Origin of the sequence: Tardiphaga sp. (assembly GCF_044336785.1) — a bacterium.
Taxonomy (GTDB): domain Bacteria; phylum Pseudomonadota; class Alphaproteobacteria; order Rhizobiales; family Xanthobacteraceae; genus Tardiphaga.
Window position 1 is genome coordinate 1 of sequence record NZ_JBIIOT010000063.1, and the last position, 18,734, is coordinate 18,734.

Annotated in this window: 19 protein-coding genes and 1 other RNA gene; 7 read left to right on the top strand and 13 right to left on the bottom strand. The window is 63.4% G+C overall.

Annotated elements, in window-relative coordinates; all coding sequences use genetic code 11:
* On the top strand, window positions 1–1,756 hold a 1,756-nt coding region (locus tag ACIQ2A_RS17490), incomplete at its 5' end, for an efflux RND transporter permease subunit (protein WP_398481508.1).
* Between the two features lie 154 nt (window positions 1,757–1,910).
* On the opposite strand, the gene ACIQ2A_RS17495 is transcribed toward ACIQ2A_RS17490, so the two are convergent.
* The 11 genes from ACIQ2A_RS17495 to tkt form a co-directional block, all read right to left on the bottom strand.
* On the bottom strand, window positions 1,911–2,705 hold the full coding sequence (locus ACIQ2A_RS17495) for an inositol monophosphatase family protein (RefSeq protein ID WP_398481510.1): 795 nt from the start codon (window positions 2,703–2,705) through the stop codon (window positions 1,911–1,913).
* A 203-nt stretch (window positions 2,706–2,908) separates the two neighbouring features.
* Window positions 2,909–3,988 (bottom strand): tetratricopeptide repeat protein, encoded by a 1,080-nt coding sequence (locus ACIQ2A_RS17500; RefSeq protein WP_398481512.1) that lies wholly within the window; start codon window positions 3,986–3,988, stop codon window positions 2,909–2,911.
* 5 nt (window positions 3,989–3,993) lie between these two features.
* Window positions 3,994–4,671, bottom strand: coding sequence for a thiamine phosphate synthase (locus tag ACIQ2A_RS17505; RefSeq protein WP_398481568.1), 678 nt, complete (start codon window positions 4,669–4,671; stop codon window positions 3,994–3,996).
* A gap of 2 nt (window positions 4,672–4,673) precedes the next feature.
* Window positions 4,674–5,696 (bottom strand): class I fructose-bisphosphate aldolase, encoded by a 1,023-nt coding sequence (locus tag ACIQ2A_RS17510; RefSeq protein WP_398481514.1) that lies wholly within the window; start codon window positions 5,694–5,696, stop codon window positions 4,674–4,676.
* Between the two features lie 50 nt (window positions 5,697–5,746).
* On the bottom strand, window positions 5,747–6,073 hold the full coding sequence (locus tag ACIQ2A_RS17515; protein WP_398481516.1) for a type II toxin-antitoxin system PemK/MazF family toxin: 327 nt from the start codon (window positions 6,071–6,073) through the stop codon (window positions 5,747–5,749).
* Window positions 6,070–6,276 carry an antitoxin MazE family protein gene (locus ACIQ2A_RS17520; protein WP_398481518.1) on the bottom strand — a complete coding sequence of 69 codons (207 nt, stop codon included), beginning with the start codon at window positions 6,274–6,276 and terminating at the stop codon, window positions 6,070–6,072. Before ACIQ2A_RS17520 ends, ACIQ2A_RS17515 begins: the two co-directional genes overlap by 4 nt.
* A gap of 85 nt (window positions 6,277–6,361) precedes the next feature.
* Window positions 6,362–7,429 carry a class II fructose-bisphosphate aldolase gene (fba, locus tag ACIQ2A_RS17525; protein WP_398481520.1) on the bottom strand — a complete coding sequence of 356 codons (1,068 nt, stop codon included), beginning with the start codon at window positions 7,427–7,429 and terminating at the stop codon, window positions 6,362–6,364.
* A 172-nt stretch (window positions 7,430–7,601) separates the two neighbouring features.
* Complete coding sequence (locus ACIQ2A_RS17530) at window positions 7,602–7,838, bottom strand: hypothetical protein (RefSeq protein WP_398481523.1); 237 nt, start codon at window positions 7,836–7,838, stop codon at window positions 7,602–7,604.
* Between the two features lie 57 nt (window positions 7,839–7,895).
* Entirely contained in the window at window positions 7,896–9,089 is a 1,194-nt protein-coding gene (locus ACIQ2A_RS17535) for a phosphoglycerate kinase (protein ID WP_398481525.1), read from the bottom strand.
* A 151-nt stretch (window positions 9,090–9,240) separates the two neighbouring features.
* Entirely contained in the window at window positions 9,241–10,251 is a 1,011-nt protein-coding gene (gene gap / locus ACIQ2A_RS17540) for a type I glyceraldehyde-3-phosphate dehydrogenase (protein ID WP_398481527.1), read from the bottom strand.
* A gap of 121 nt (window positions 10,252–10,372) precedes the next feature.
* Window positions 10,373–12,358, bottom strand: coding sequence for a transketolase (tkt, locus tag ACIQ2A_RS17545; protein WP_398481530.1), 1,986 nt, complete (start codon window positions 12,356–12,358; stop codon window positions 10,373–10,375).
* A 329-nt stretch (window positions 12,359–12,687) separates the two neighbouring features.
* Between tkt and ACIQ2A_RS17550 the strand changes: the two genes are divergently transcribed.
* The 5 genes from ACIQ2A_RS17550 (at window position 12,688) to ACIQ2A_RS17570 (ending at window position 15,253) form a co-directional block, all read left to right on the top strand.
* Complete coding sequence (locus ACIQ2A_RS17550) at window positions 12,688–13,014, top strand: DUF4164 domain-containing protein (RefSeq protein ID WP_398481532.1); 327 nt, start codon at window positions 12,688–12,690, stop codon at window positions 13,012–13,014.
* A 7-nt stretch (window positions 13,015–13,021) separates the two neighbouring features.
* Window positions 13,022–13,405 (top strand): cell division protein ZapA, encoded by a 384-nt coding sequence (locus ACIQ2A_RS17555; RefSeq protein ID WP_398481570.1) that lies wholly within the window; start codon window positions 13,022–13,024, stop codon window positions 13,403–13,405.
* Between the two features lie 170 nt (window positions 13,406–13,575).
* Window positions 13,576–13,735: non-coding RNA, 6S RNA (ssrS, locus tag ACIQ2A_RS17560), on the top strand.
* 110 nt (window positions 13,736–13,845) lie between these two features.
* A complete protein-coding gene (locus ACIQ2A_RS17565) occupies window positions 13,846–14,433 on the top strand; it encodes a 5-formyltetrahydrofolate cyclo-ligase (protein WP_398481534.1) in 588 nt (195 codons plus the stop codon).
* 1 nt (window position 14,434) lies between these two features.
* Complete coding sequence (locus tag ACIQ2A_RS17570) at window positions 14,435–15,253, top strand: TIGR00282 family metallophosphoesterase (RefSeq protein ID WP_398481536.1); 819 nt, start codon at window positions 14,435–14,437, stop codon at window positions 15,251–15,253.
* A gap of 99 nt (window positions 15,254–15,352) precedes the next feature.
* On the opposite strand, the gene ACIQ2A_RS17575 is transcribed toward ACIQ2A_RS17570, so the two are convergent.
* Window positions 15,353–16,237, bottom strand: a complete 885-nt coding sequence (locus tag ACIQ2A_RS17575; RefSeq protein ID WP_398481538.1) for a LysR family transcriptional regulator — start codon at window positions 16,235–16,237, stop codon at window positions 15,353–15,355.
* Between the two features lie 96 nt (window positions 16,238–16,333).
* Between ACIQ2A_RS17575 and ACIQ2A_RS17580 the strand changes: the two genes are divergently transcribed.
* The gene (locus ACIQ2A_RS17580) at window positions 16,334–17,839 is read left to right on the top strand and encodes an MFS transporter (protein WP_398481540.1); all 1,506 of its coding nucleotides are present in this window, start codon (window positions 16,334–16,336) and stop codon (window positions 17,837–17,839) included.
* Here ACIQ2A_RS17580 and ppk2 read toward each other — a convergent pair.
* Window positions 17,788–18,714, bottom strand: a complete 927-nt coding sequence (gene ppk2, locus ACIQ2A_RS17585; protein ID WP_398481542.1) for a polyphosphate kinase 2 — start codon at window positions 18,712–18,714, stop codon at window positions 17,788–17,790. The genes ACIQ2A_RS17580 and ppk2 overlap by 52 nt on opposite strands.
* Window positions 18,715–18,734 lie beyond the last annotated feature (20 nt).

Genomic DNA, 18,734 nt, shown 5'->3' on the forward strand with positions numbered 1-18,734 from the left:
CGTTACGATGATCGCCGCCATCGCCTTCTCGGCGTTGCTGGCGCTGTCGCTGACGCCGGCATTGTGCGCGACGCTGCTGAAGCCGATCGAGAAGGGCCACGGCCATTCGCATTCCGGCCTGTTCGGCTGGTTCAATCGCGGCCTCGACAATGTGCGCGATCGCTATACCGGCACGGTGGCCTGGTCGCTGAAGCGCACCGGTCGCCTGATGCTGGTCTATGTCGCGCTGCTCATTGGCCTCGGCTGGGCCTTCGTGCGTATGCCCGGCGGCTTCCTGCCCATCGACGACCAGGGCTTCATCACCACCGACGTGCAGACGCCGTCGGATTCGTCCTATGCCCGTACCGAAGGCGCCATCAAGCAGGTCGAGGAATATCTCGCCAAGAAGGAAGGCGTCGCCAATGTCGTGTTCCTGACCGGCTTCAGCTTCCTTGGTCAGGGCCTCAATACCGCCCAGGCCTTTATCTCGCTGAAGGATTGGTCGGAGCGATCCGACAAGGAATCCGCGTCGCAGATCGTCGAGGACATCAACAAGGATCTCGCCAGCATCCGCGATGCCGAAATCTCCGGCCAGCAGCCGCCGCCGGTCGACAATCTCGGCGTCTCCGCGGGCTTCAGCTTCCGTCTGCAGGATCGCGGCCAGAAGGGCTTTGAGGCGCTGGTCGAAGCGGCCAATAAGCTGGTCACCGAAGCCAATGCCGGCTCCGTCATCCAGAACGCCTATATCGAAGGCCTGCCGCAGGCACCGATCGTCAATCTGACGATCGACCGCGAAAAGGCCGGCGCTTTCGGCGTCACGTTCGAGGACATCAACAACACGATCTCGACCAATCTCGGTTCGGCCTACACCAACGACTTCCCGAACCGCGGGCGTATGCAGCGTGTGCTGGTCCAGGCCGATGCAGCCATGCGTATGAATGCATCGGATATCCTGAACTACAATGTGAAGAACAATCGCGGCCAGCTGGTGCCGTTCTCGTCCTTTGCCACGGTGGAATGGGCGCGCGGTCCGAGCCAGATCATCGGCTTCAACTACTACCCGGCGATCCGTGTCTCCGGCGAGGCCAAGCCCGGCTTCACGTCGGGCGATACGATCAACGAGATGGAGCGGCTGGCAGGCAAACTGCCGCGCGGCTTTGGCTATGAATGGGCGGGCCAGTCACTGCAGGAGAAGCTGTCGGGCTCGATGGCGCCGTTGCTGCTCGGACTGTCGGCGCTGGTGGTGTTCCTGATCCTCGCGGCGCTTTACGAGAGCTGGACGATCCCGGTGGCCGTGCTGATGACGGTGCCACTCGGCATCATCGGCGCGGTGCTGGCCTCGACGCTGCGCGACATGCCCAATGGCGTCTATTTCACGGTGGGCCTGATCACGATCATCGGTCTGGCGGCCAAGGACGCCATCCTGATCATCGAATTCGCCAAGGATCTGCGCGCCCAGGGTAAGTCGCTTTACGATGCGACGATGGAGGCATGTCAGTTGCGCTTCCGCCCGATCGTGATGACCGGCATGGCCTTCATCTGCGGCGTGCTGCCGATGGTGGTGTCGTCCGGCGCAGGCTCGAAGAGCCAGCAGGCGCTCGGCACCGGCGTCGCCGGTGGCATGCTGGCGGTGGTTATCCTGGCGCTGCTGTTCGTGCCGATCTTCTTCGTCTGGGTGCAGAACCTGTTCTCGCCGGACAAGCCGAAGAAGGATGAGGCGAAGGAAGACGCGAAAGATACCGAAGGCGCTGCGACGCCGGCCCCTTCGCACGGCTGACGAGACCGCAAACAAAAAGCCCGGATGGCGGCGAGCCATCCGGGCTTTTTTGTTCAGAGCGTAGGGCGAATGAGCGAAGCGTCATCCGCCGGCCGAGTTCATTGGGAAACTCCGCGGCGGATGACGGCTACGCCTCATCCGCCCTACGCCTTGCTTACTTCTTCGACAAAGGCCGCAGCAGCTTCACCAGCGTGTTGTGCACGACTTCGTTGCCGCACACGACATCGCCGGTCTTCAGCAGGTCGCCGCCATCGATATCGCTGACGAGGCCGCCGGCTTCCTTGATCATGATGATGCCGGCTGCGACATCCCAGGGCTGCAGGTTGCGCTCCCAATAGCCATCGAGACGACCGGCGGCGACGAAGGCCATGTCCAGCGAGGCCGCGCCAAAGCGGCGGAGGCCGGCGACCTTCGGCTGCAGCGCCGCCATTTCGTTGCGCGACAGCTCGAAATCGCCGCGGCCGATATGCGGCAGGCCACAGGCGATCACGCAGTCATGGAGCTGCTGACGGCCGGCCACGCGCAGGCGGCTGTCATTGAGAAACGCGCCGGCGCCCTTCTCGGCCATGTAGAGTTCTTCATTGCCGGGATTGTAGATCACGCCGGCAATGATCTGGTCCTCGCGGAGAAGGCCGATCGAGATCGCGAATTGCGGAATGCCGTGCAGGAAGTTGGTGGTGCCGTCGAGCGGATCGACGATCCAGGTGTGGCTCTTGTCCGTGCCTTCGCGGCTGCCGCCTTCCTCGCCAAGGAAGCCATAGCCCGGACGAGCCTTGTTGAGGTCCGTATAGAGCATCTCCTCGGCGCGCTTGTCGGCGAGAGAGACGAAATTGGCGGGGCCCTTCAGGGACACCTGCAGATGCTCGATTTCGCCGAGGTCACGCTTGAGGCTGCGGCCGGCGCGGCGCGCGGCCTTCACCATGACGTTCATAAGGGCCGAATTGATCATGATCTCGTCTCGCGACGACCTGGCGTCAGGTCTTCAGAATGGGGGTTGCTAGGGCGATGGGTGCCCGTTGGGGGCCATCGCGTCAAGGGTGGATCGTTTCAGACTGTAGGGTGGGCAAAGCGGAGCGCGCCCACCATCGCAACCTGAAAGCAGTGGTGGGCACGTCGCTCCGCTCCTTTGCCCACCCTACGGGCCGCAAATACTCACTTCAGCGTCGAGCCGAGCCATTTATTGGCCGCCTGCTGGGCTTGGGCGCGCTCCTGGGGGCTCGCGCCGGCCAGCAGTTCGTCCAGCATCAGGTCGCCCTTGCCGGCGGTCTTGGCCACGATGTGCCAGCGCAGGCCTTCCATCCGGTCATCGGTATTTGTGCGCAAGGCGAGCACCCGGGCGAGGCGGTTCTGCGCGATCGGGCTGTTCTGCCGGGCCGCCTTGCGGAGCAGGGTGATGGCCGCCGCCTCGTTTTTCGAGGTTCCCGTGCCGTTATAGAGCGCGATGGCATATTCCACCTCGGCATCCACATTGTCGGCCATCGAGGCCGCCTGCAGCAGGCGGACCGCCTTGTTGATGTCCTTCTCCACGCCGGTGCCCTCCTTGTAGAAGGTGGCCAGCGCATATTGCGCTTCCGGATTGCCGGCGTCGGCGGCCTGTCGCAGCAACTCGGCCGAGCGCTTGACGTCCTGCGGCAGGGTCTGCCCGTCGAGATAGAGCAGCGCGAGATTATAGGCGGCCTTGGGATTGCCGAGCTTGGCGGAGGACGCCAGCAGTTTCACGGCCTCGTCGCGGCCGCCCGGATTCGTGCGCTCGGAGATGCGCAGCATCGCCAGCGCGAACATCGCCTCGCGGTCGCCGCGATCGGCGGCGCGCTTGTACCATTCAGCAGCCTGCTGATAATTGCGCTTGATGCCGATGCCGTTGGAATAGAGCTCGCCGAGCATGGTCATCGCCTTCGGATCATTGTTTTCCGTGGCGCGCTTGGTGGCGAGGTCGAGGGCGGTTTTGTACAGGCCGCGCTGATAGGCGCCGTAGACGAGATCGGCGCGGGGATCGACGGGCTCTTCGGCGGTTTTTTCCGGCTGCTTCGTGGGCGGCGCCTTCTTGGCGCTGTCGGGGGCTTTCTTCGCGGCGTCCGGCGCTTTCGCAGGCGCCTTGGCCGGCGGCTGTTTCGGGGCAGCCTTCTGACTTGGCGGTGTCTGGGCGGCAGGCGGTGTCAGCGACATCTGCGCGAAGGCCGCCGTCGTGAGCAGGCAGCCGGTCGTCACGAGCAATGTGCGCAGCGTCTTCACGAAACTCAGCCCTGTGCCGCTTGGAAGCGCGCAAGCAGCGCGGCGTGGCCCTGCTTGATCGCTTGTTCGACCTCGGCGAGCGCTGTAGCGGCGCCACGCTGATCGTTCCAGACGAGATCGCCGACCAGCACGAAGTCTGCACCGGCGGCAGCAAATTGTTCGGCTTCGGCAAGCGTGGCCGCATAGGCAACGCAAGGCGGTTCGAACAATTCAGCCCACCATTCCACGCGCTCCGCAATGGCATCTGCGGAAGGGCGTTGGCCCTTGGTGTCCGGCTCGCCGAACAGCACATAGTCGGCGCCGGCTTCACCGGCCGACATCGCGTGATGCCGCGTCGTCAATCCGCCGCAGCCGGCGATCCAGTCGGGCTTCAGCGCCGGTAGCGCCTCTTGCATGGGCGCGAGGCCGGGCAAATGCGCACCATCGGCGCCGCCGCGCGCGACGAGGTCGGCATGGCCTTCAACCAGCAATGCGGCGTCTGCATTTTGCGCCACCTGAGCGATGGCCTTGATGTGGCTGGTGAGGCTGCGCGGATCCGAAGGCGCCAGGCGCAGCAACACGGCGGCGACATCGGCCTTGCCAAGCAAAGCCGGCAGCGTGCCAACCAGCGCGGCCGGGTCCTCGATCACGGGCGTCGCGAGATAAAGCCGCGGGGCGGGGGGCGCTGGAGGTTTAGCAGCCAAGATCATGCAGCCTTTTCTTGTTCGGCGGTCCATGTGCCGGACGCGGCGAGCGAATTCATCCGCGCGCGATGGGTGAAAGCGTGTTGTCCGGCGGCCACGTTCTCGGCCTTGCCTGCCCACGCCTTCTGCGGCGCGGCCTGAAGCGCACGGCCATAGGAGAACGTGAGCGGCCAGGGCAAGCCGCCGATCTTGTTCATCGCATCGAGATGTGCGGTGGCCTCTTCATCGGACTGGCCACCGGAGAGAAACGCAATCCCCGGCACCGATGCGGGGACGCAGTTCTTCAACATGCGGACGGTCTTCTCGGCGACGTCGCCGACGCTTGCCTGCGTCTTCGATGTCTTGCCGGAGATCGCCATGTTCGGCTTCAGGATCATGCCCTCCAGCGCCACGCGCTGGATGCGCAATTCCTGAAAGGTCTTGTTGAGCACGCGCGTCGTCACCTCGACACAGCGATCGATATCGTGATCGCCATCCATCAGCACTTCCGGCTCGACGATCGGCACGATCTGCGCCTGCTGGCACAGCGCCGCATAGCGCGCGAGCGCATGGGCATTCACCGAGATCGCGGCCATCGACGGGATGCCGCTACCGATATCGATCACCGCCCGCCATTTGGCAAAGCGCGCGCCGCGCTCGTAATATTTCGGCAGCCGTTCGGCCAGCCTGTCGAGTCCGACGGTGATGAGTTCGCCGGGGCAGTTCGGCAGCGCCTGCGTGCCTTCATCGACCTTGATGCCGGGAATGGCGCCGGCTTCCTCGATCAGGCGGATCAGCGGCGTGCCGTCCTTGGCATCCTGCCAGATCGTCTCGTCATAGAGGATGACGCCGGAAATGGCGTTGCTCATGGCCTCACGGGAGCGGAACAGCATCTCGCGATAGTCCCGGCGCGTCGTTTCGGTCGATTCCACGCCGATCGCATCGAACCGCTTCTTGATGGTGCCCGAGGACTCATCGGCCGCGAGCAGGCCCTTGCCGGGCGCGACCATGGCGCGGGCGATTTTGTTGAGATCGGCGAGGTTCATCGGAGCGGTCCTGAAAGATGGCTGCTTCTTACGGACAATAACGACGGATGTCAGGCAAATCCGAGGAAAACGGCGAGGGCGCGGTTAACGCGATCCATATCAGAATCGTCGAGGCGCCCGAATACCTTGCCGATCTTCGATCTTGGCAAGGTTGCGCATTTGTCGGCCATCACCTGCGATCTCACCTCGAGCCCGTTGTCGGCGTTTGGCTCGATCAGGATTCGAAGCGTTCGAGCAATGCTCGTTACGTTACTGGTTAGCGGTAGAAATGTTACGGAATCCAGACCTTCATCCCAGATCGCCTGAACGATGACAGCAGGGCGTGCTTTTCCATAAGCTCCCTGCATGACCACGGTCACAAGGTCGCCCCGTTTCATGTCCAGCCATCGATCTCGATGCCGGAAAGCTCTTCGAGAATTTGTTTCTCATCCGGGCTGGCATTGATCGCTGCAATCTCGCGCGCGATCTGCGCCTTGAATTCAGGCGAATTCACATCCGGCACCCAGATGGTCACCGGCTTAAGGCCGGCGGCCTTCATCTTTGCGCGGTGCTTGCGGACACGTTCGGCGCCTGTCGCCATGACGACCTCCACTTTGTTACATGTAACATAGCGAAAGTCGTCCTGGTCTGCAAGTCATGCGTGCATCCGTTCGGGATGCGTGCAATCAGGCGATCTTCGCGTTCAGCTCGCCCGCGGCATAGCGCTTGGCCATCTCGGCGGTGGTCAGCACGCGCTTCACCTTGCTGGCCTGGCCGGCGGTGTTGAACTCCTGCAGGCGCTGCTTGCAGAGCTTGGTCATCGCTTCCATCGCCGGCTTCAGATATTTGCGCGGATCGAATTCGCTGGGGTTCTCGGACAGGATCTTGCGGATCTGGCCGGTCATCGCCATGCGGTTGTCGGTGTCGATATTGATCTTGCGCACGCCATGCTTGATGCCGCGCTGGATCTCGGCCACCGGCACGCCCCAGGTCGGCTTCATCTGGCCGCCGAACTTGTTGATGATGTCCTGCAGATCCTGCGGCACCGAGGATGAGCCGTGCATCACCAGATGCGTGTTCGGCAGCTTGCGGTGGATTTCCTCGATCACGTTCATGGCGAGGATGTCGCCATCCGGCTTGCGGGTGAACTTGTAGGCGCCATGCGAGGTGCCCATGGCGATCGCCAGCGCGTCCACCTGGGTCTCCTTGACGAATTTCACGGCTTCATCGGGATTGGTCAGCAGCTGGTCATGGGACAGCTTGCCTTCGGCGCCGTGGCCGTCCTCGGCTTCGCCTTCGCCGGTTTCCAGCGAGCCGAGCACGCCGAGTTCGCCTTCCACCGAGATGCCGCCGAGATGCGCCATGTCGGTTACGGTCTTGGTGACGCCGACATTGTAATCCCAGTCGCCCGGGGTCTTGCCGTCGGCCTTCAGCGAACCGTCCATCATCACCGAAGTGAAGCCGGCCTGGATCGCGGTCATGCAGGTGGCGGCCTCGTTGCCGTGGTCGAGATGCACGCAGACCGGGATGTGCGGATAGATTTCGGTGACGGCGTCCATCATGTGCTTGAGCATGATGTCATTGGCGTAGGAGCGCGCGCCGCGGGACGCCTGGATGATCACCGGCGCATCAACGGAGTTGGCGGCTTCCATGATGGCCAGCGCCTGCTCCATATTGTTGATGTTGAAGGCCGGTACGCCGTAGTCGTTTTCCGCCGCATGATCGAGCAGTTGACGCAACGTGATACGGGCCATGCGGGAAACTCCTGAGTTATGGTTTTATGAGACGGGCACGGGTTCGCGCCAAAGGGATACCCCCGCTCATAGCGCGAGCCCGAGGCGAATCCAAGACGCCAGACGTCGCGCGAGCGGCCAGCGTTAATGCGCGAAGTGGTATGCCGTTCCAGCAAGCGGAAATAAGAGACGCCTAATGGTCGCGGGCTTCAAGTGCAGCGACACGTTCTTCAACTTCGGTCACTCTCTCGTCGAAATCACCAGCCGTTGCCCGCATCATGACGAGCATGCCGGCAGCGTCACGGCGCTGCTTGCGGCTTATTTCCTCCAGTCGATCAAGACGCTGCTCGACCGACTGGCGAAATAACGAAATATCCTCTCGGATTGCGATCAGGATATCTGTCGTGATGTTGATCGGTTCGGTTGCCATTGCAGGAACATATCATAAACGTATCGGCCTGCAACGGCAATCTGAAGTTGCTAAAAACTACTTCTTCAGCACTTCGACGCCCGGGAGCGGCTTGCCTTCCATCCATTCGAGGAAGGCGCCGCCAGCTGTGGAAATGTAGGTGAAATCATCCGCCACGCCTGCATGGTTGAGCGCAGCAACAGTGTCACCGCCGCCAGCCACCGAGATCAGCTTGCCTTCTTTGGTCCGCTTGGCGGCATGCTTCGCAGCCACCACGGTGCCGCGATCGAACGGTGCGATTTCGAACGCGCCCACCGGGCCATTCCACACCAGCGTTGCGGCATCGTCGATCGCCGCATGGATGCGCTCGATCGATTGCGGGCCGACATCGAGGATCATGCCGTCTGCCGGGATCGCATCGAGGCCATAGGCTTGCGACGGCGTGTTGGCTTCGAACTTGAACGCGACCGTCGCATCCACTGGCAAGATGATCGCGCAACCAGCGGCTTCGGCCTTCTCCAGAATGCGCAGCGCCGTCGGAGCCAGATCCTTCTCGCACAGTGACTTGCCGACGCCGATGCCCTGCGCATGCAGGAAGGTGTTGGCCATGCCGCCGCCGATCACCAACGCCTGGACCTTGCTGACGAGGTTTTCCAGCAGATCGATCTTGGTCGAGACCTTTGCGCCGCCGACGACAGCGATCACCGGACGCTTCGGCGCATCCAGTGCCTTGCCGAGCGCATCAAGCTCGGCCTGCATGGTACGGCCGGCATAGGCCGGCAGTTTATGGCCGAGGCCTTCGGTGGTTGCGTGCGCGCGATGTGCCGCCGAGAACGCATCATTGACCCAGATGTCGCCGAGCTTGGCGAGTTCGGCCACGAAAGCCGGATCGTTCTTTTCTTCGCCGGCGTGGAAGCGGGTGTTTTCCAGGCAGAGGATGTCGCCATCCTTCATTGCGGCCACAGCTTTCGCGGCAGCCTCACCGATGCAATCGTCGGCGAAGGCGATCTGCTTGTTGAGGACATTGGCCAGCGCGGCAGCGACCGGCTTCAGCGAGTTCTTCTCGTCGCGGCCCTTGGGGCGGCCGAAATGCGCGAGCAGGATGACCTTGCCGCCTTTGTCGGAGATGCTGGTGATGGTCGGCGCAATGCGCTCGAGCCGGGTCGCGTCGGTGACCTTGCCGCTGTCCATGGGGACATTGAGATCGACGCGCACGAGAACGCGCTTACCCTTCACATCGACATCATCGAGGGTGCGGAAAGAATTGGTCATGGCTGGCTCGGTCGGTTGGCTCCCATCCTTCGAGACGCCGCGCCGGGGCGCGGCTCCTCAGGATGAGGCGGAGTTCTGGGGAAGAACCCTCATGGTGAGAAGCGCGCCCACAGGCGCGCGTCTCGAACCATGAGTTAGTCGGTCTGCTTGCTTACAGCAGCTTGCCCATCGCGACGGCCGTGTCGGCCATGCGGTTGGAGAAGCCCCACTCGTTGTCATACCAGGACAGTACGCGCACCAGCGTGCCGTTCTGTACCTTGGTCTGGTCGAAGGCGAAGGTCGATGAATGCGGGTCGTGGTTGAAGTCGATCGACACGTTGGGGTGCGCGGTGGTGCCGAGCACACCCTTCAGCTCGCCGGCGGCGGCCTTCTTGATGGCTTCGTTGATCTCTTCCTTGGTCGTCGCCTTCTTGGCGATGATCTTGAGATCGACCACCGAGACATTCGGCGTCGGCACACGGATCGACACGCCGTCGAGCTTGCCGGCCAGTTCCGGCATCACCAGGCCGATGGCCTTGGCAGCACCCGTCGAGGTCGGGATCATCGACATCGCTGCTGCACGGCCGCGATAGAGATCGCTGTGCAGGGTGTCGAGGGTCGGCTGGTCGCCGGTGTAGGCATGGATCGTGGTCATGAAGCCGGTTTCGATGCCGACGGTTTCATTCAACACCTTGGCGACCGGCGCCAGGCAGTTGGTGGTGCAGGAGCCGTTGGAGACGACCAGGTGATCCTTGGTCAAAGTCTTGTGGTTCACGCCGTAAACGATGGTCGCATCGGCACCATCCGACGGAGCTGAAACCAACACGCGCTTGGCGCCTGCGGTGAGATGCGCGGTGGCCTTCGCCTTGGCCGAGAAGATGCCGGTGCATTCGAGCGCGATGTCGATGCCGAGGTCCTTCCAGGGCAGCGTGTTCGGATCGCGCACCGCGGTGACCTTGATCTTGTTGCCCTTGCCGAGCTGGATCGTGTCCCCATCGACAATCACTTCACCGGGGAAGCGGCCATGCACGCTGTCGAAGCGCAGCAGGTGAGCATTGGTCTCAACCGGGCCGAGATCGTTGATGGCAACCACTTCGATGTCGGTGCGGCCCGACTCGTAGATCGCCCGCAGCACGTTGCGGCCGATGCGGCCAAAACCGTTGATCGAAACCCGGATCGCCATTCATTTTCTCCTTGTTGCGCCCTGCCTTGCGTGAGGGCTTCATATAGTCCCGTTTGCGGGCATTTCATGCCCTGAATGGGACATTGGTGCAATGCGTCACATCACCAATGTCCCGGTAGCGTTAAGCCGCGTTGTGCTTGCGGGTAGCAGCGTCCACAACGGCTTCCGGCGTGATGCCGAACAGCTTGTACAGCTCCTTCGCCGGCGCGCTGGAGCCAAAGCCCGTCATGCCGATGAAGATACCGTCATGGCCGATCACGGCATCCCAGCCGAAGCGCACAGCGGCTTCGACAGCGATCTTGACCGGCGCATCGCCGATGATCGCCTTCTGCTTGTCGTCCGGCTGCTCCAGCAACAGTTCGAGCGATGGTACGGAAACAACGCGGGTCGCGATGCCCTTCTCGGCCAGCGTCTTTTGTGCGGCGACGGCGATCTCGACTTCCGAACCCGATGCGAAGATCGAGACGGCGGCCTTGCCGTTGGCGGCGACAAGCTCATAGCCGCCATTGGCGGAGAGGTTGTCATCGTGATGCGTGGTGCGCACCGGCGCGAGATTCTGGCGCGACAGCGCGAGCATGGTCGGACCATTGGTCTTCTCCATGGCCAGCTGCCAGCACTCCGCGGTCTCGACCGTATCGGCCGGGCGGAAGACGCGCATATTCGGCATCGCGCGCATGGCGGCCAGATGCTCCACCGGCTGGTGGGTCGGGCCGTCTTCGCCGAGCCCGATCGAGTCATGCGTCATGATGTAGATGACCGGGATCTGCGCCAGCGCCGAGATACGCATCGCGGGACGCGCATAATCGGTGAAGCACATGAAGGTCGCGCCGGCCGGGATGAAGCCGCCATGCAGCGCAATGCCGTTCATGGCTGCAGCCATGGCCATTTCGCGAATGCCGTAGTGAATATAGCGGCCCTTGAAGTCGCCGGTCTTCACTTCGATCGCCTGCTTGGTGCGGGTATTGTTCGACGGGGTAAGATCCGCCGAGCCGATCACCATTTCCGGTACCACCTGCACCAGCGCTTCCAGCGCGAGTTCGCTCGCCTTGCGGGTCGCCACGGTCTGCGGTTCGTCCACCAGCTTCTTCTTCAGCTGGCGGATCGCGTCTGCCATGGCTGCGGGGCGCTTGTGGTCGTTGCGGCGCGTGAACTCAGCCTTCTTGTCGGCCGGCTGCGCGTCAAAACGCTTCTGCCAGTCGGCATGCGCAGCGGCGCCCTTCTTGCCGACATCGCGCCAGGCAGTGAGGATGTCGTCCGGGATTTCAAACGGGCCGTAATCCCAGCCCAAGGCCTTCTTCGTCGCTGCGAGTTCTTCCGCGCCGAGCGGCTCGCCATGCGCCTTCGAGGTGCCGGCACGCTTCGGCGAGCCAAAGCCGATCGTGGTTTTGCAGGCGATCAGCGACGGACGATCCGATTTCTGCGCATCCTTGATGGCAGCGGCGATCGCAGCCGGATCATGACCATCGATCTGCACGGCGTTCCAGCCATGCGCCTTGAAGCGCGCGACCTGATCCACGCTGTCCGTCAGCGACAGCGGACCATCGATGGAGATGCCGTTGTCGTCATACAGGAAGATCAGCTTGGACAGCTTGAGATGGCCGGCAAGCGCCAGCGCCTCATGGCTGACGCCTTCCATCAGGTCACCGTCGGAGCACAGCACATAAGTGTGGTGATCGACGATATCGCCATATTCCGCAGCAAGCATGCGCTCGGCGAGCGCGAAGCCGACGGATGTCGCAACACCCTGGCCGAGCGGGCCGGTCGTGGTCTCGACGCCCGATGTGTGGAAATTCTCGGGGTGGCCCGGCGTCGCCGAATGCAGCTGGCGGAAATTCTTCAGCTGGTCGAGCGTCATCTCCTTGTTGCCCGTGAGATAGAGCAGGGCATAGAGCAGCATCGAGCCATGGCCGGCCGACAGGATGAAGCGGTCGCGGTCCGGCCACTTCGGATCGGCGGCATCGAATTTCAGGAACTGGGTGAACAGCACGGTGGCGACGTCCGCGGCGCCGAGGGGCAGGCCGGGATGGCCGGAATTGGCCTTTTGCACGCCATCCATGGCCAGAGCGCGAATAGCATTGGCCATTTTCGAGTGATCAACCTGCGCCATCTTGTGTTCCGTTTATCTTGAAAACTGAGCCGTCTTGGGAGTGAACCGTCTGCAGCCGCGGGGTGTGCGGCATTGCAGTATGTGCGGCATCGCATTGGAGAACGGGTGGATAGCACCTCGGTTCCGGGAGTCCAAGCCATCCCCGGAAGTGCCGCCTCGTTCGCAGGATAACCCCGGTTTTTGACCGCTTTACGGTGCATAGGTTTTGGGCCGGCGTTGCGTCCGAAGCGCCGTCCGCCTAAATTTCGAGCCTTAAAACCTTGCCGCGGCGTGTTTTTTGGCGTCGCGCGCCCAATCAGGTTCCGCCAGCCAAGGTGTCTCGCGCCGGTATGATCGAACGTCCCGCCCATCTCTCTGCCTCCGACCCTGCCCATGGCGGGGCGCAGGAGATCGAGTCCGCGACGCGCCGGCTGATGACGGCGCTGGATGCGCTCGAAAGCGCTGTGGAGCGCCGTCGCGAGGCCGATCGCGATGAGGATGAGCTGGCAGCGCGGATCCAGGCGCTCGGCGCCGATCGCTCGCGCCTCGCCGACGAGCTCGATGGTTCGCTGGTGAAAACGCGAAAACTCGAGCGCACCAATCGCGAGATTGCAGGCTCTCTGGATGCCGCCATCGGCACCATCCGCACGGTTCTGGCGGAGCAGGTTCGTGAGTGATCATGGCATGACCCACGTCAACGTCACCATCAATGGCCGGCAATATCGCATGGCCTGCGAGGAAGGGCAGGAGACGCGCCTGCTGCGTCTCGCCGATAGTCTCGAATCGCGGGTCACCGGCTTGCGCGGCAAATTCGGCGAGATCGGCGATGCCCGCCTCACGGTGATGGCGGCGCTGATGGTGGCCGACGAGCTGGTCGATGCCAACGCGCAGATCCGCGCGCTGCAGGAAGAACTGATGGCCTTGCGCGACGTTCGCGTCGTCGCCGCCGATCGCGCCCGCGCGACGCAGACGGCGGTGGCTGCGGCGCTGAACGCGGCAGCCGAGCGTATCGAGAAGACGACTCAGGTGCTCAACCGCACCATCGGCGGCGGGGTTGCGATCGGCTAGGTTGTCGTCCCCGCGCAGGCGGGGGCCCATAACCCCCGACAACGCAATTCAGACGGCCGAGCCTGCCACACCCCTGTCTCCGCCATTTTGCCTGTGTGTATGGGTCCCCGCCTGCGCGGGGACGACGGGCACCACTGGCGCATCCGCCCCATAACCCCTACATTGCTCATGCGAGGCTGCGTCGCGCGTCAGGAGCCATATATCCCCGGGGCCTTATCGATCCTCACGGGAACTGTCCCTGGCCAGGTCCGTGGACCTGGTCACACGGTGCCCACCTACTTTCGTAGGTGCTCCGGGATCGCGTGCTTCAACGGCCACCGTGGCTTCGCACTTTTCTTTTTCGTCACGCCTATGCGTGCTCCTTAACCTCATCGCTCAAAGCCATTGAGGTATCGCGCCGATCCGCTTTTGCAGCGGCACGATGAGGCCTAGTCTGCAGCATGTCCGATACGCCGCCGACCCCCAGCAAGACCGAACTCCGCATCGCCGCCCTCGCGCGGCGTTCGGCGCTGGGCGAGGCCACGCGTGATGCTGCTGCACGGGCACTGGCCGCGCATCCGTTTCCGCTCCCCATCGCCCCCGGCACCATCGTCGCCGGCTATTCCCCGATCCGCAGCGAGATCGATCCCGTGCCGCTGATGCAGGCGCTCGCGGCCCACGGCGCGCGTCTCGCGCTGCCGGTGATCATCGCCCGCGACGAGCCCCTGATGTTCCGCGTCTGGAAGCCCGACAGTGCCCTCGTCGCCGGCTCGCTCGGCATTCTCGAGCCGCCGCCGGAGGCGCCGCAGCTGATACCGGATATCCTGCTGGTGCCGCTTGCGGCCTTCGACCGCGCTGGCCACCGCATCGGCTATGGCGCCGGCCATTACGACCGCACCTTCGCGCAATTGAGGGCGATCAAGCCGTTTACCGCCATCGGCCTGGCCTTCGATACCCAGGAAATCGAGGCCATCCCCATGCAGCCGCACGACGTGGCGCTCGATTTCGTGCTAACCGAGACGCGTATGATCGATTTCCGGAGCATCTGAGTTGCGTATTCTCTTCATCGGTGACGTGGTCGGAAAGACCGGCCGCGTGATCATCCTCGACAAGCTTCCCGGCCTGATCCGCGACTGGAAGCTCGATCTCGTCGTCATCAATGGCGAGAACGCTGCCGGCGGTTTCGGCATCACCGAGTCCATCTACAATGACCTGATCGATGCCGGCGCCGATGCGGTGACGCTCGGCAACCACGCCTGGAATCAGAAAGAAGCGCTGGTCTTCATCGAGCGCGCGCCGCGCCTGATCCGGCCGCTGAATTTCCCGCGCCACACGCCCGGCCGCGGCGCCGCTTTGATCGATGCCAAGAACGGCGCCCGTGCGCTGGTCATCAATGCCATGGGCCGTGTCTTCATGGAGCCTCTGAACGATCCGTTCGCCGGCATCGCGAAAGAAATCGAAGCGTGTCCGCTGGTGGACGCTGCGGATGCCATCGTTGTCGATTTCCATTGCGAGGCGACCAGCGAGAAGCAGGGCATGGGCCATTTCCTGGACAGCCGCGTCAGCCTCGTGGTCGGCACCCACACGCATATCCCCACCGCCGATCACCAGATCCTGCCCGGCGGCACGGCCTACATGACCGACGCCGGCATGACCGGTGATTATGACTCAGTGATCGGCATGCAGAAGGAAGAGCCGGTCCGCCGCTTCGTCACCGGCATCCCGAGCGGTCGCTTCGAGCCAGCCTTCGGCCCCGCGACGCTGTCGGGCGTCGCGGTGGAGACGGACGACAAGACGGGGCTCGCAACACGCATCGCACCGGTGCGGATCGGCGGACGTCTGTCGCAGACGGTGCCGGATTTCTGGTGAGATCGTTGTGAAACCGTAGGGCGGATCAGCGCAGCGCAATCCGCCGCGGAGTTTCGACCATGGCCTCGGCCGGCGGATTTCGCCTTCGGCTCATCCGCCCTACGCCCGCGCCACCAGCCAAGCAGCCATTCGCGCGGCATCATCATCGGTCGGATCGCGCCACCTCGCCACCTGCACTTTCGAGCAGAGTCGTGCCTCGCTCCTGCGACCAAGCCGTCTCAGTCGTCGGCGGCGTAACGCATCCGCCACGAGAAGTGAGCGACCCAGCGCCACGCCATTGCCATCGACGGCCGCCTGCAGCGTGCCGCCGATGTCACGAAAGCGCATCGCCTCCGGTTGCGTGTTGCTGCGCCCGAGCCACGTCGCCCACGACCATTCAGGTCCCATATCTTCCCCACGATGACCTTTAGCGAGAAGCGGCAGGTCCGACCACTCGGCGGGCGCGCGCTGACCCTTGAGCAATTTGGGTGAGGCGATCGGGAAAACGAATTCATCGGGAAAGCGTAGCTCGCAGGGCGCCGCCTCAGTGATGGACGCGCGCGGCATCCAGACGAGCGACAGATCAGCCTCGATATGCGTTGGTGCCGCTGGATCCCAGGTCACCACCTCGATCGCGAGATCGGGAAATGCGGCCACCAGCGCCGCGAGCCGCGGCGATAACCACCAGTTGAGCAGGGCCGCTCCTGTTCCGATGCGAAACGGCCTCATCTCCGGCCGGCCACGAACATGGCGCCGCAATCCCGACAGCGTGCCGAGCAATGGCGCGAGTTCATGCGACAGCCGACGACCAGCCTCAGTCACGCGCAGGCCCGGATTCATGCGCTCGAACAATGCGAGGCCGAAATAGCGTTCGAGATCGCGTAGGCGATGGCTGATGGCGCTCTGGGTGAGGCCGAGTTCGTCCGCGGCCAGCGTCATGCTGCCGTGGCGGAGCACGGCATCGAAAGCGACCAGCGCAGCAAAAGGCGGAAGGCGATGGGGCATTGTGTGCATGTCTCGCATGAAACCAATTCATGGGGCCGGGCGCAATCTTCATTTGCTGAAAGTGGATGGCGCAACTCTAGTCGCGCCATGAACCAGATGCCTCGTTACGTTGATGTCTTCGACAACCGCCCCCGTATCACTGCCGCCATGCTTGGCCTCGGTGCTTTCCTGACCCAGTTCGACGTGACGTCCGTCATCATGGCGATGCCTGCGATCGGACGTGATCTCGGATTGGGCGTGGCGGGGCTCACCTGGGTCGTCGATAGCTACAGTCTGGCTTTCACGGTGACGCTGCTTGTGGCCGGTGCGCTTGCCGATCGCTTCGGACGTCGGCGTGCACTGCTGCTGGGCAATGCGACTTTCCTGCTCGCCTCGCTGGCCTGTGGGATCGCGCGCAACGGCCCGGAATTATGGGCGGCACGCGCGGTTCAGGGAATCGGCGCAGCATTCGTGATCACCGGCGCTATCGCCTCGATTGCCGCGATCTTTCCATCGCCGGCAGCGCGCGTCCGGGCCTTCGGCGTGGTTGGCGTGATGTCCGGCATCTCCATGGCACTCGGGCCGACGCTTGGCGCGGTGATTTCGGCCTATCTTGGCTGGCGATGGATTTTCGTTGCCAATCTGCCGTTCTGCATTCTGATCGCGGTCGTCATTCCCCATCTCGTCGCCGACGCGCGCGAGGACCGCGGCAGGCCGATCCACTGGCCAGGCGTGGCGCTACTGGCGATAGCGCTTGGCGTCGCCATCGAGGCTTTCCTGCTGACGCATGAGTCGCTGCTTTATCTGATTGCCGGGCTCGCGATCTCTGCATCGCTATTCATCGTCTTCATTGGGCTCCAGCGCCGCCAACCGACGCCGATGTTCGACCTGGCGCTGTTCCGCAGTCGTCCCATGGTTGCTGCCGCTATTTTGCTCATCGCCGTGTCGATCGGCTATTGGGCACTACTGGTCTATCTCCCGCTGTTTTTTGGCGTTGCATTGGGCTGGACCGGCGAGAATGCCGGCATGGCGATGTTGATCCTGACATTGCCCATGCTGATCATTCCGCCGATTGCCGCGCGCCTCGGTGCTTCTGTCGGCTGGCGAATTCTCTTCGGCGCCGCGCTGGCGGCCATGACGATCGGCGGCACATTGCTGGCTGTCGCTGCCCTGGCTGAGGATGCCGGGATCATCATGACCGCAACCGTCATCGGAATGCTTGCGATGGGATCCGGCGCGGCGGTGGCGCATCCGCAATTGTCAGGCGTCGTCGTTGTGCTCGTCCCCGCGGATCACAGGAATGGCATCGGCGATCGCCGTGGTGGCGCGGCAGGGCGGCTTTGCGATCGGCGTTGCATTGCTGGGCGCGGCGATGCCTGCTGGTTTCGCGCTGGTGTTCCTGGTCGCTGCGCTGGCGTCAGCACTTGGCTGCGCGGCCTGCATGCTGCTGCCGCGACAGGCCTGACGCGTAGCCCGGATGAAACGAAGTGTAGTCCGGGATTCAGTGCATCAAGAAATGGCTGGTCCCCGGGTTTCGCTCCGCTCCACCCGGGCACCGCGACTGTGTGCGATCAATACTTCTCCGGCACATACATTTCCGGCGGCACGGGCTTGCGGAAGTAGTCCGGATTGCGCACGCGCGGCGGCAGGATGACTTCGTCCTGCGGCACCTCGCCATACGGGATCTGCTCCAGCAGATGCGCGATGCAGTTCAGGCGGGCCTTCTTCTTGTCGACCGCCTGCACCACATGCCACGGCGCTTCCGGGATATGGGTGTGTTCGAGCATCGCTTCCTTGGCCTTGGTATAGGCCTCCCAGCGCGCACGCGACTGCACGTCCATGGGGGACAGCTTCCACTGCTTCAGCGGATCGGCGATGCGCATGGAGAAGCGCAGGTGCTGCGCCTCGTCGGTGATGGAGAACCAGTATTTGATCAGGATGATGCCCGAGCGCACCAGCATGCGCTCGAATTCCGGCACGGTGCGGAAGAATTCTTCCACATCGCTCTCGGTGCAGAAACCCATCACGCGCTCGACGCCGGCGCGGTTGTACCAGGAGCGGTCGAACAGCACCATTTCGCCGCCGGCCGGCAGATGCGAGACATAGCGCTGGAAGTACCACTGCGTGCGCTCGCGCTCGTTCGGCGCGGGCAGGGCCGCGACGCGGCAGACGCGCGGATTGAGCCGCTGGGTGATGCGCTTGATGACGCCGCCCTTGCCGGCGGAATCACGGCCCTCGAAGATCACCACGACCTTCAGCTTCTCGTGCTGCACCCAGTTCTGCAGCTTCACCAACTCGCCCTGCAGGCGGAACAGTTCCTTGAAATAGGTGCGGCGATCCACGGAGCTGCCGGCGTTCTGGCCCGCCAGTTCGTCGGCCATCTGGTCGATGCGGTCTTCGTCGAGTTCGAGCTCCATTTCCTCGTCATAGCTGTCGAGCATCTCCTCGCGGACACGGTCATGCATGGCCTTTGCATTGTCGGGGGAGAGTTCGTTCATGGTCGCCTCGGGAAATCGGA

What these genes read in the sequence shown, in the direction of transcription:
- ACIQ2A_RS17495 (WP_398481510.1), bottom strand. Translation starts at nt 2,705, where the DNA reads ATGATCAATTCGGCCCTTATGAACGTCATGGTGAAGGCCGCGCGCCGC.
- ACIQ2A_RS17510 (WP_398481514.1), bottom strand. Translation starts at nt 5,696, where the DNA reads ATGAACCTCGCCGATCTCAACAAAATCGCCCGCGCCATGGTCGCGCCC.
- ACIQ2A_RS17515 (WP_398481516.1), bottom strand. Translation starts at nt 6,073, where the DNA reads ATGAAACGGGGCGACCTTGTGACCGTGGTCATGCAGGGAGCTTATGGA.
- ACIQ2A_RS17520 (WP_398481518.1), bottom strand. Translation starts at nt 6,276, where the DNA reads ATGGCGACAGGCGCCGAACGTGTCCGCAAGCACCGCGCAAAGATGAAG.
- fba (WP_398481520.1), bottom strand. Translation starts at nt 7,429, where the DNA reads ATGGCCCGTATCACGTTGCGTCAACTGCTCGATCATGCGGCGGAAAAC.
- ACIQ2A_RS17530 (WP_398481523.1), bottom strand. Translation starts at nt 7,838, where the DNA reads ATGGCAACCGAACCGATCAACATCACGACAGATATCCTGATCGCAATC.
- ACIQ2A_RS17535 (WP_398481525.1), bottom strand. Translation starts at nt 9,089, where the DNA reads ATGACCAATTCTTTCCGCACCCTCGATGATGTCGATGTGAAGGGTAAG.
- gap (WP_398481527.1), bottom strand. Translation starts at nt 10,251, where the DNA reads ATGGCGATCCGGGTTTCGATCAACGGTTTTGGCCGCATCGGCCGCAAC.
- tkt (WP_398481530.1), bottom strand. Translation starts at nt 12,358, where the DNA reads ATGGCGCAGGTTGATCACTCGAAAATGGCCAATGCTATTCGCGCTCTG.
- ACIQ2A_RS17550 (WP_398481532.1), top strand. Translation starts at nt 12,688, where the DNA reads ATGATCGAACGTCCCGCCCATCTCTCTGCCTCCGACCCTGCCCATGGC.
- ACIQ2A_RS17555 (WP_398481570.1), top strand. Translation starts at nt 13,022, where the DNA reads ATGACCCACGTCAACGTCACCATCAATGGCCGGCAATATCGCATGGCC.
- ACIQ2A_RS17565 (WP_398481534.1), top strand. Translation starts at nt 13,846, where the DNA reads ATGTCCGATACGCCGCCGACCCCCAGCAAGACCGAACTCCGCATCGCC.
- ACIQ2A_RS17575 (WP_398481538.1), bottom strand. Translation starts at nt 16,237, where the DNA reads ATGCCCCATCGCCTTCCGCCTTTTGCTGCGCTGGTCGCTTTCGATGCC.
- ACIQ2A_RS17580 (WP_398481540.1), top strand. Translation starts at nt 16,334, where the DNA reads ATGCCTCGTTACGTTGATGTCTTCGACAACCGCCCCCGTATCACTGCC.
- ppk2 (WP_398481542.1), bottom strand. Translation starts at nt 18,714, where the DNA reads ATGAACGAACTCTCCCCCGACAATGCAAAGGCCATGCATGACCGTGTC.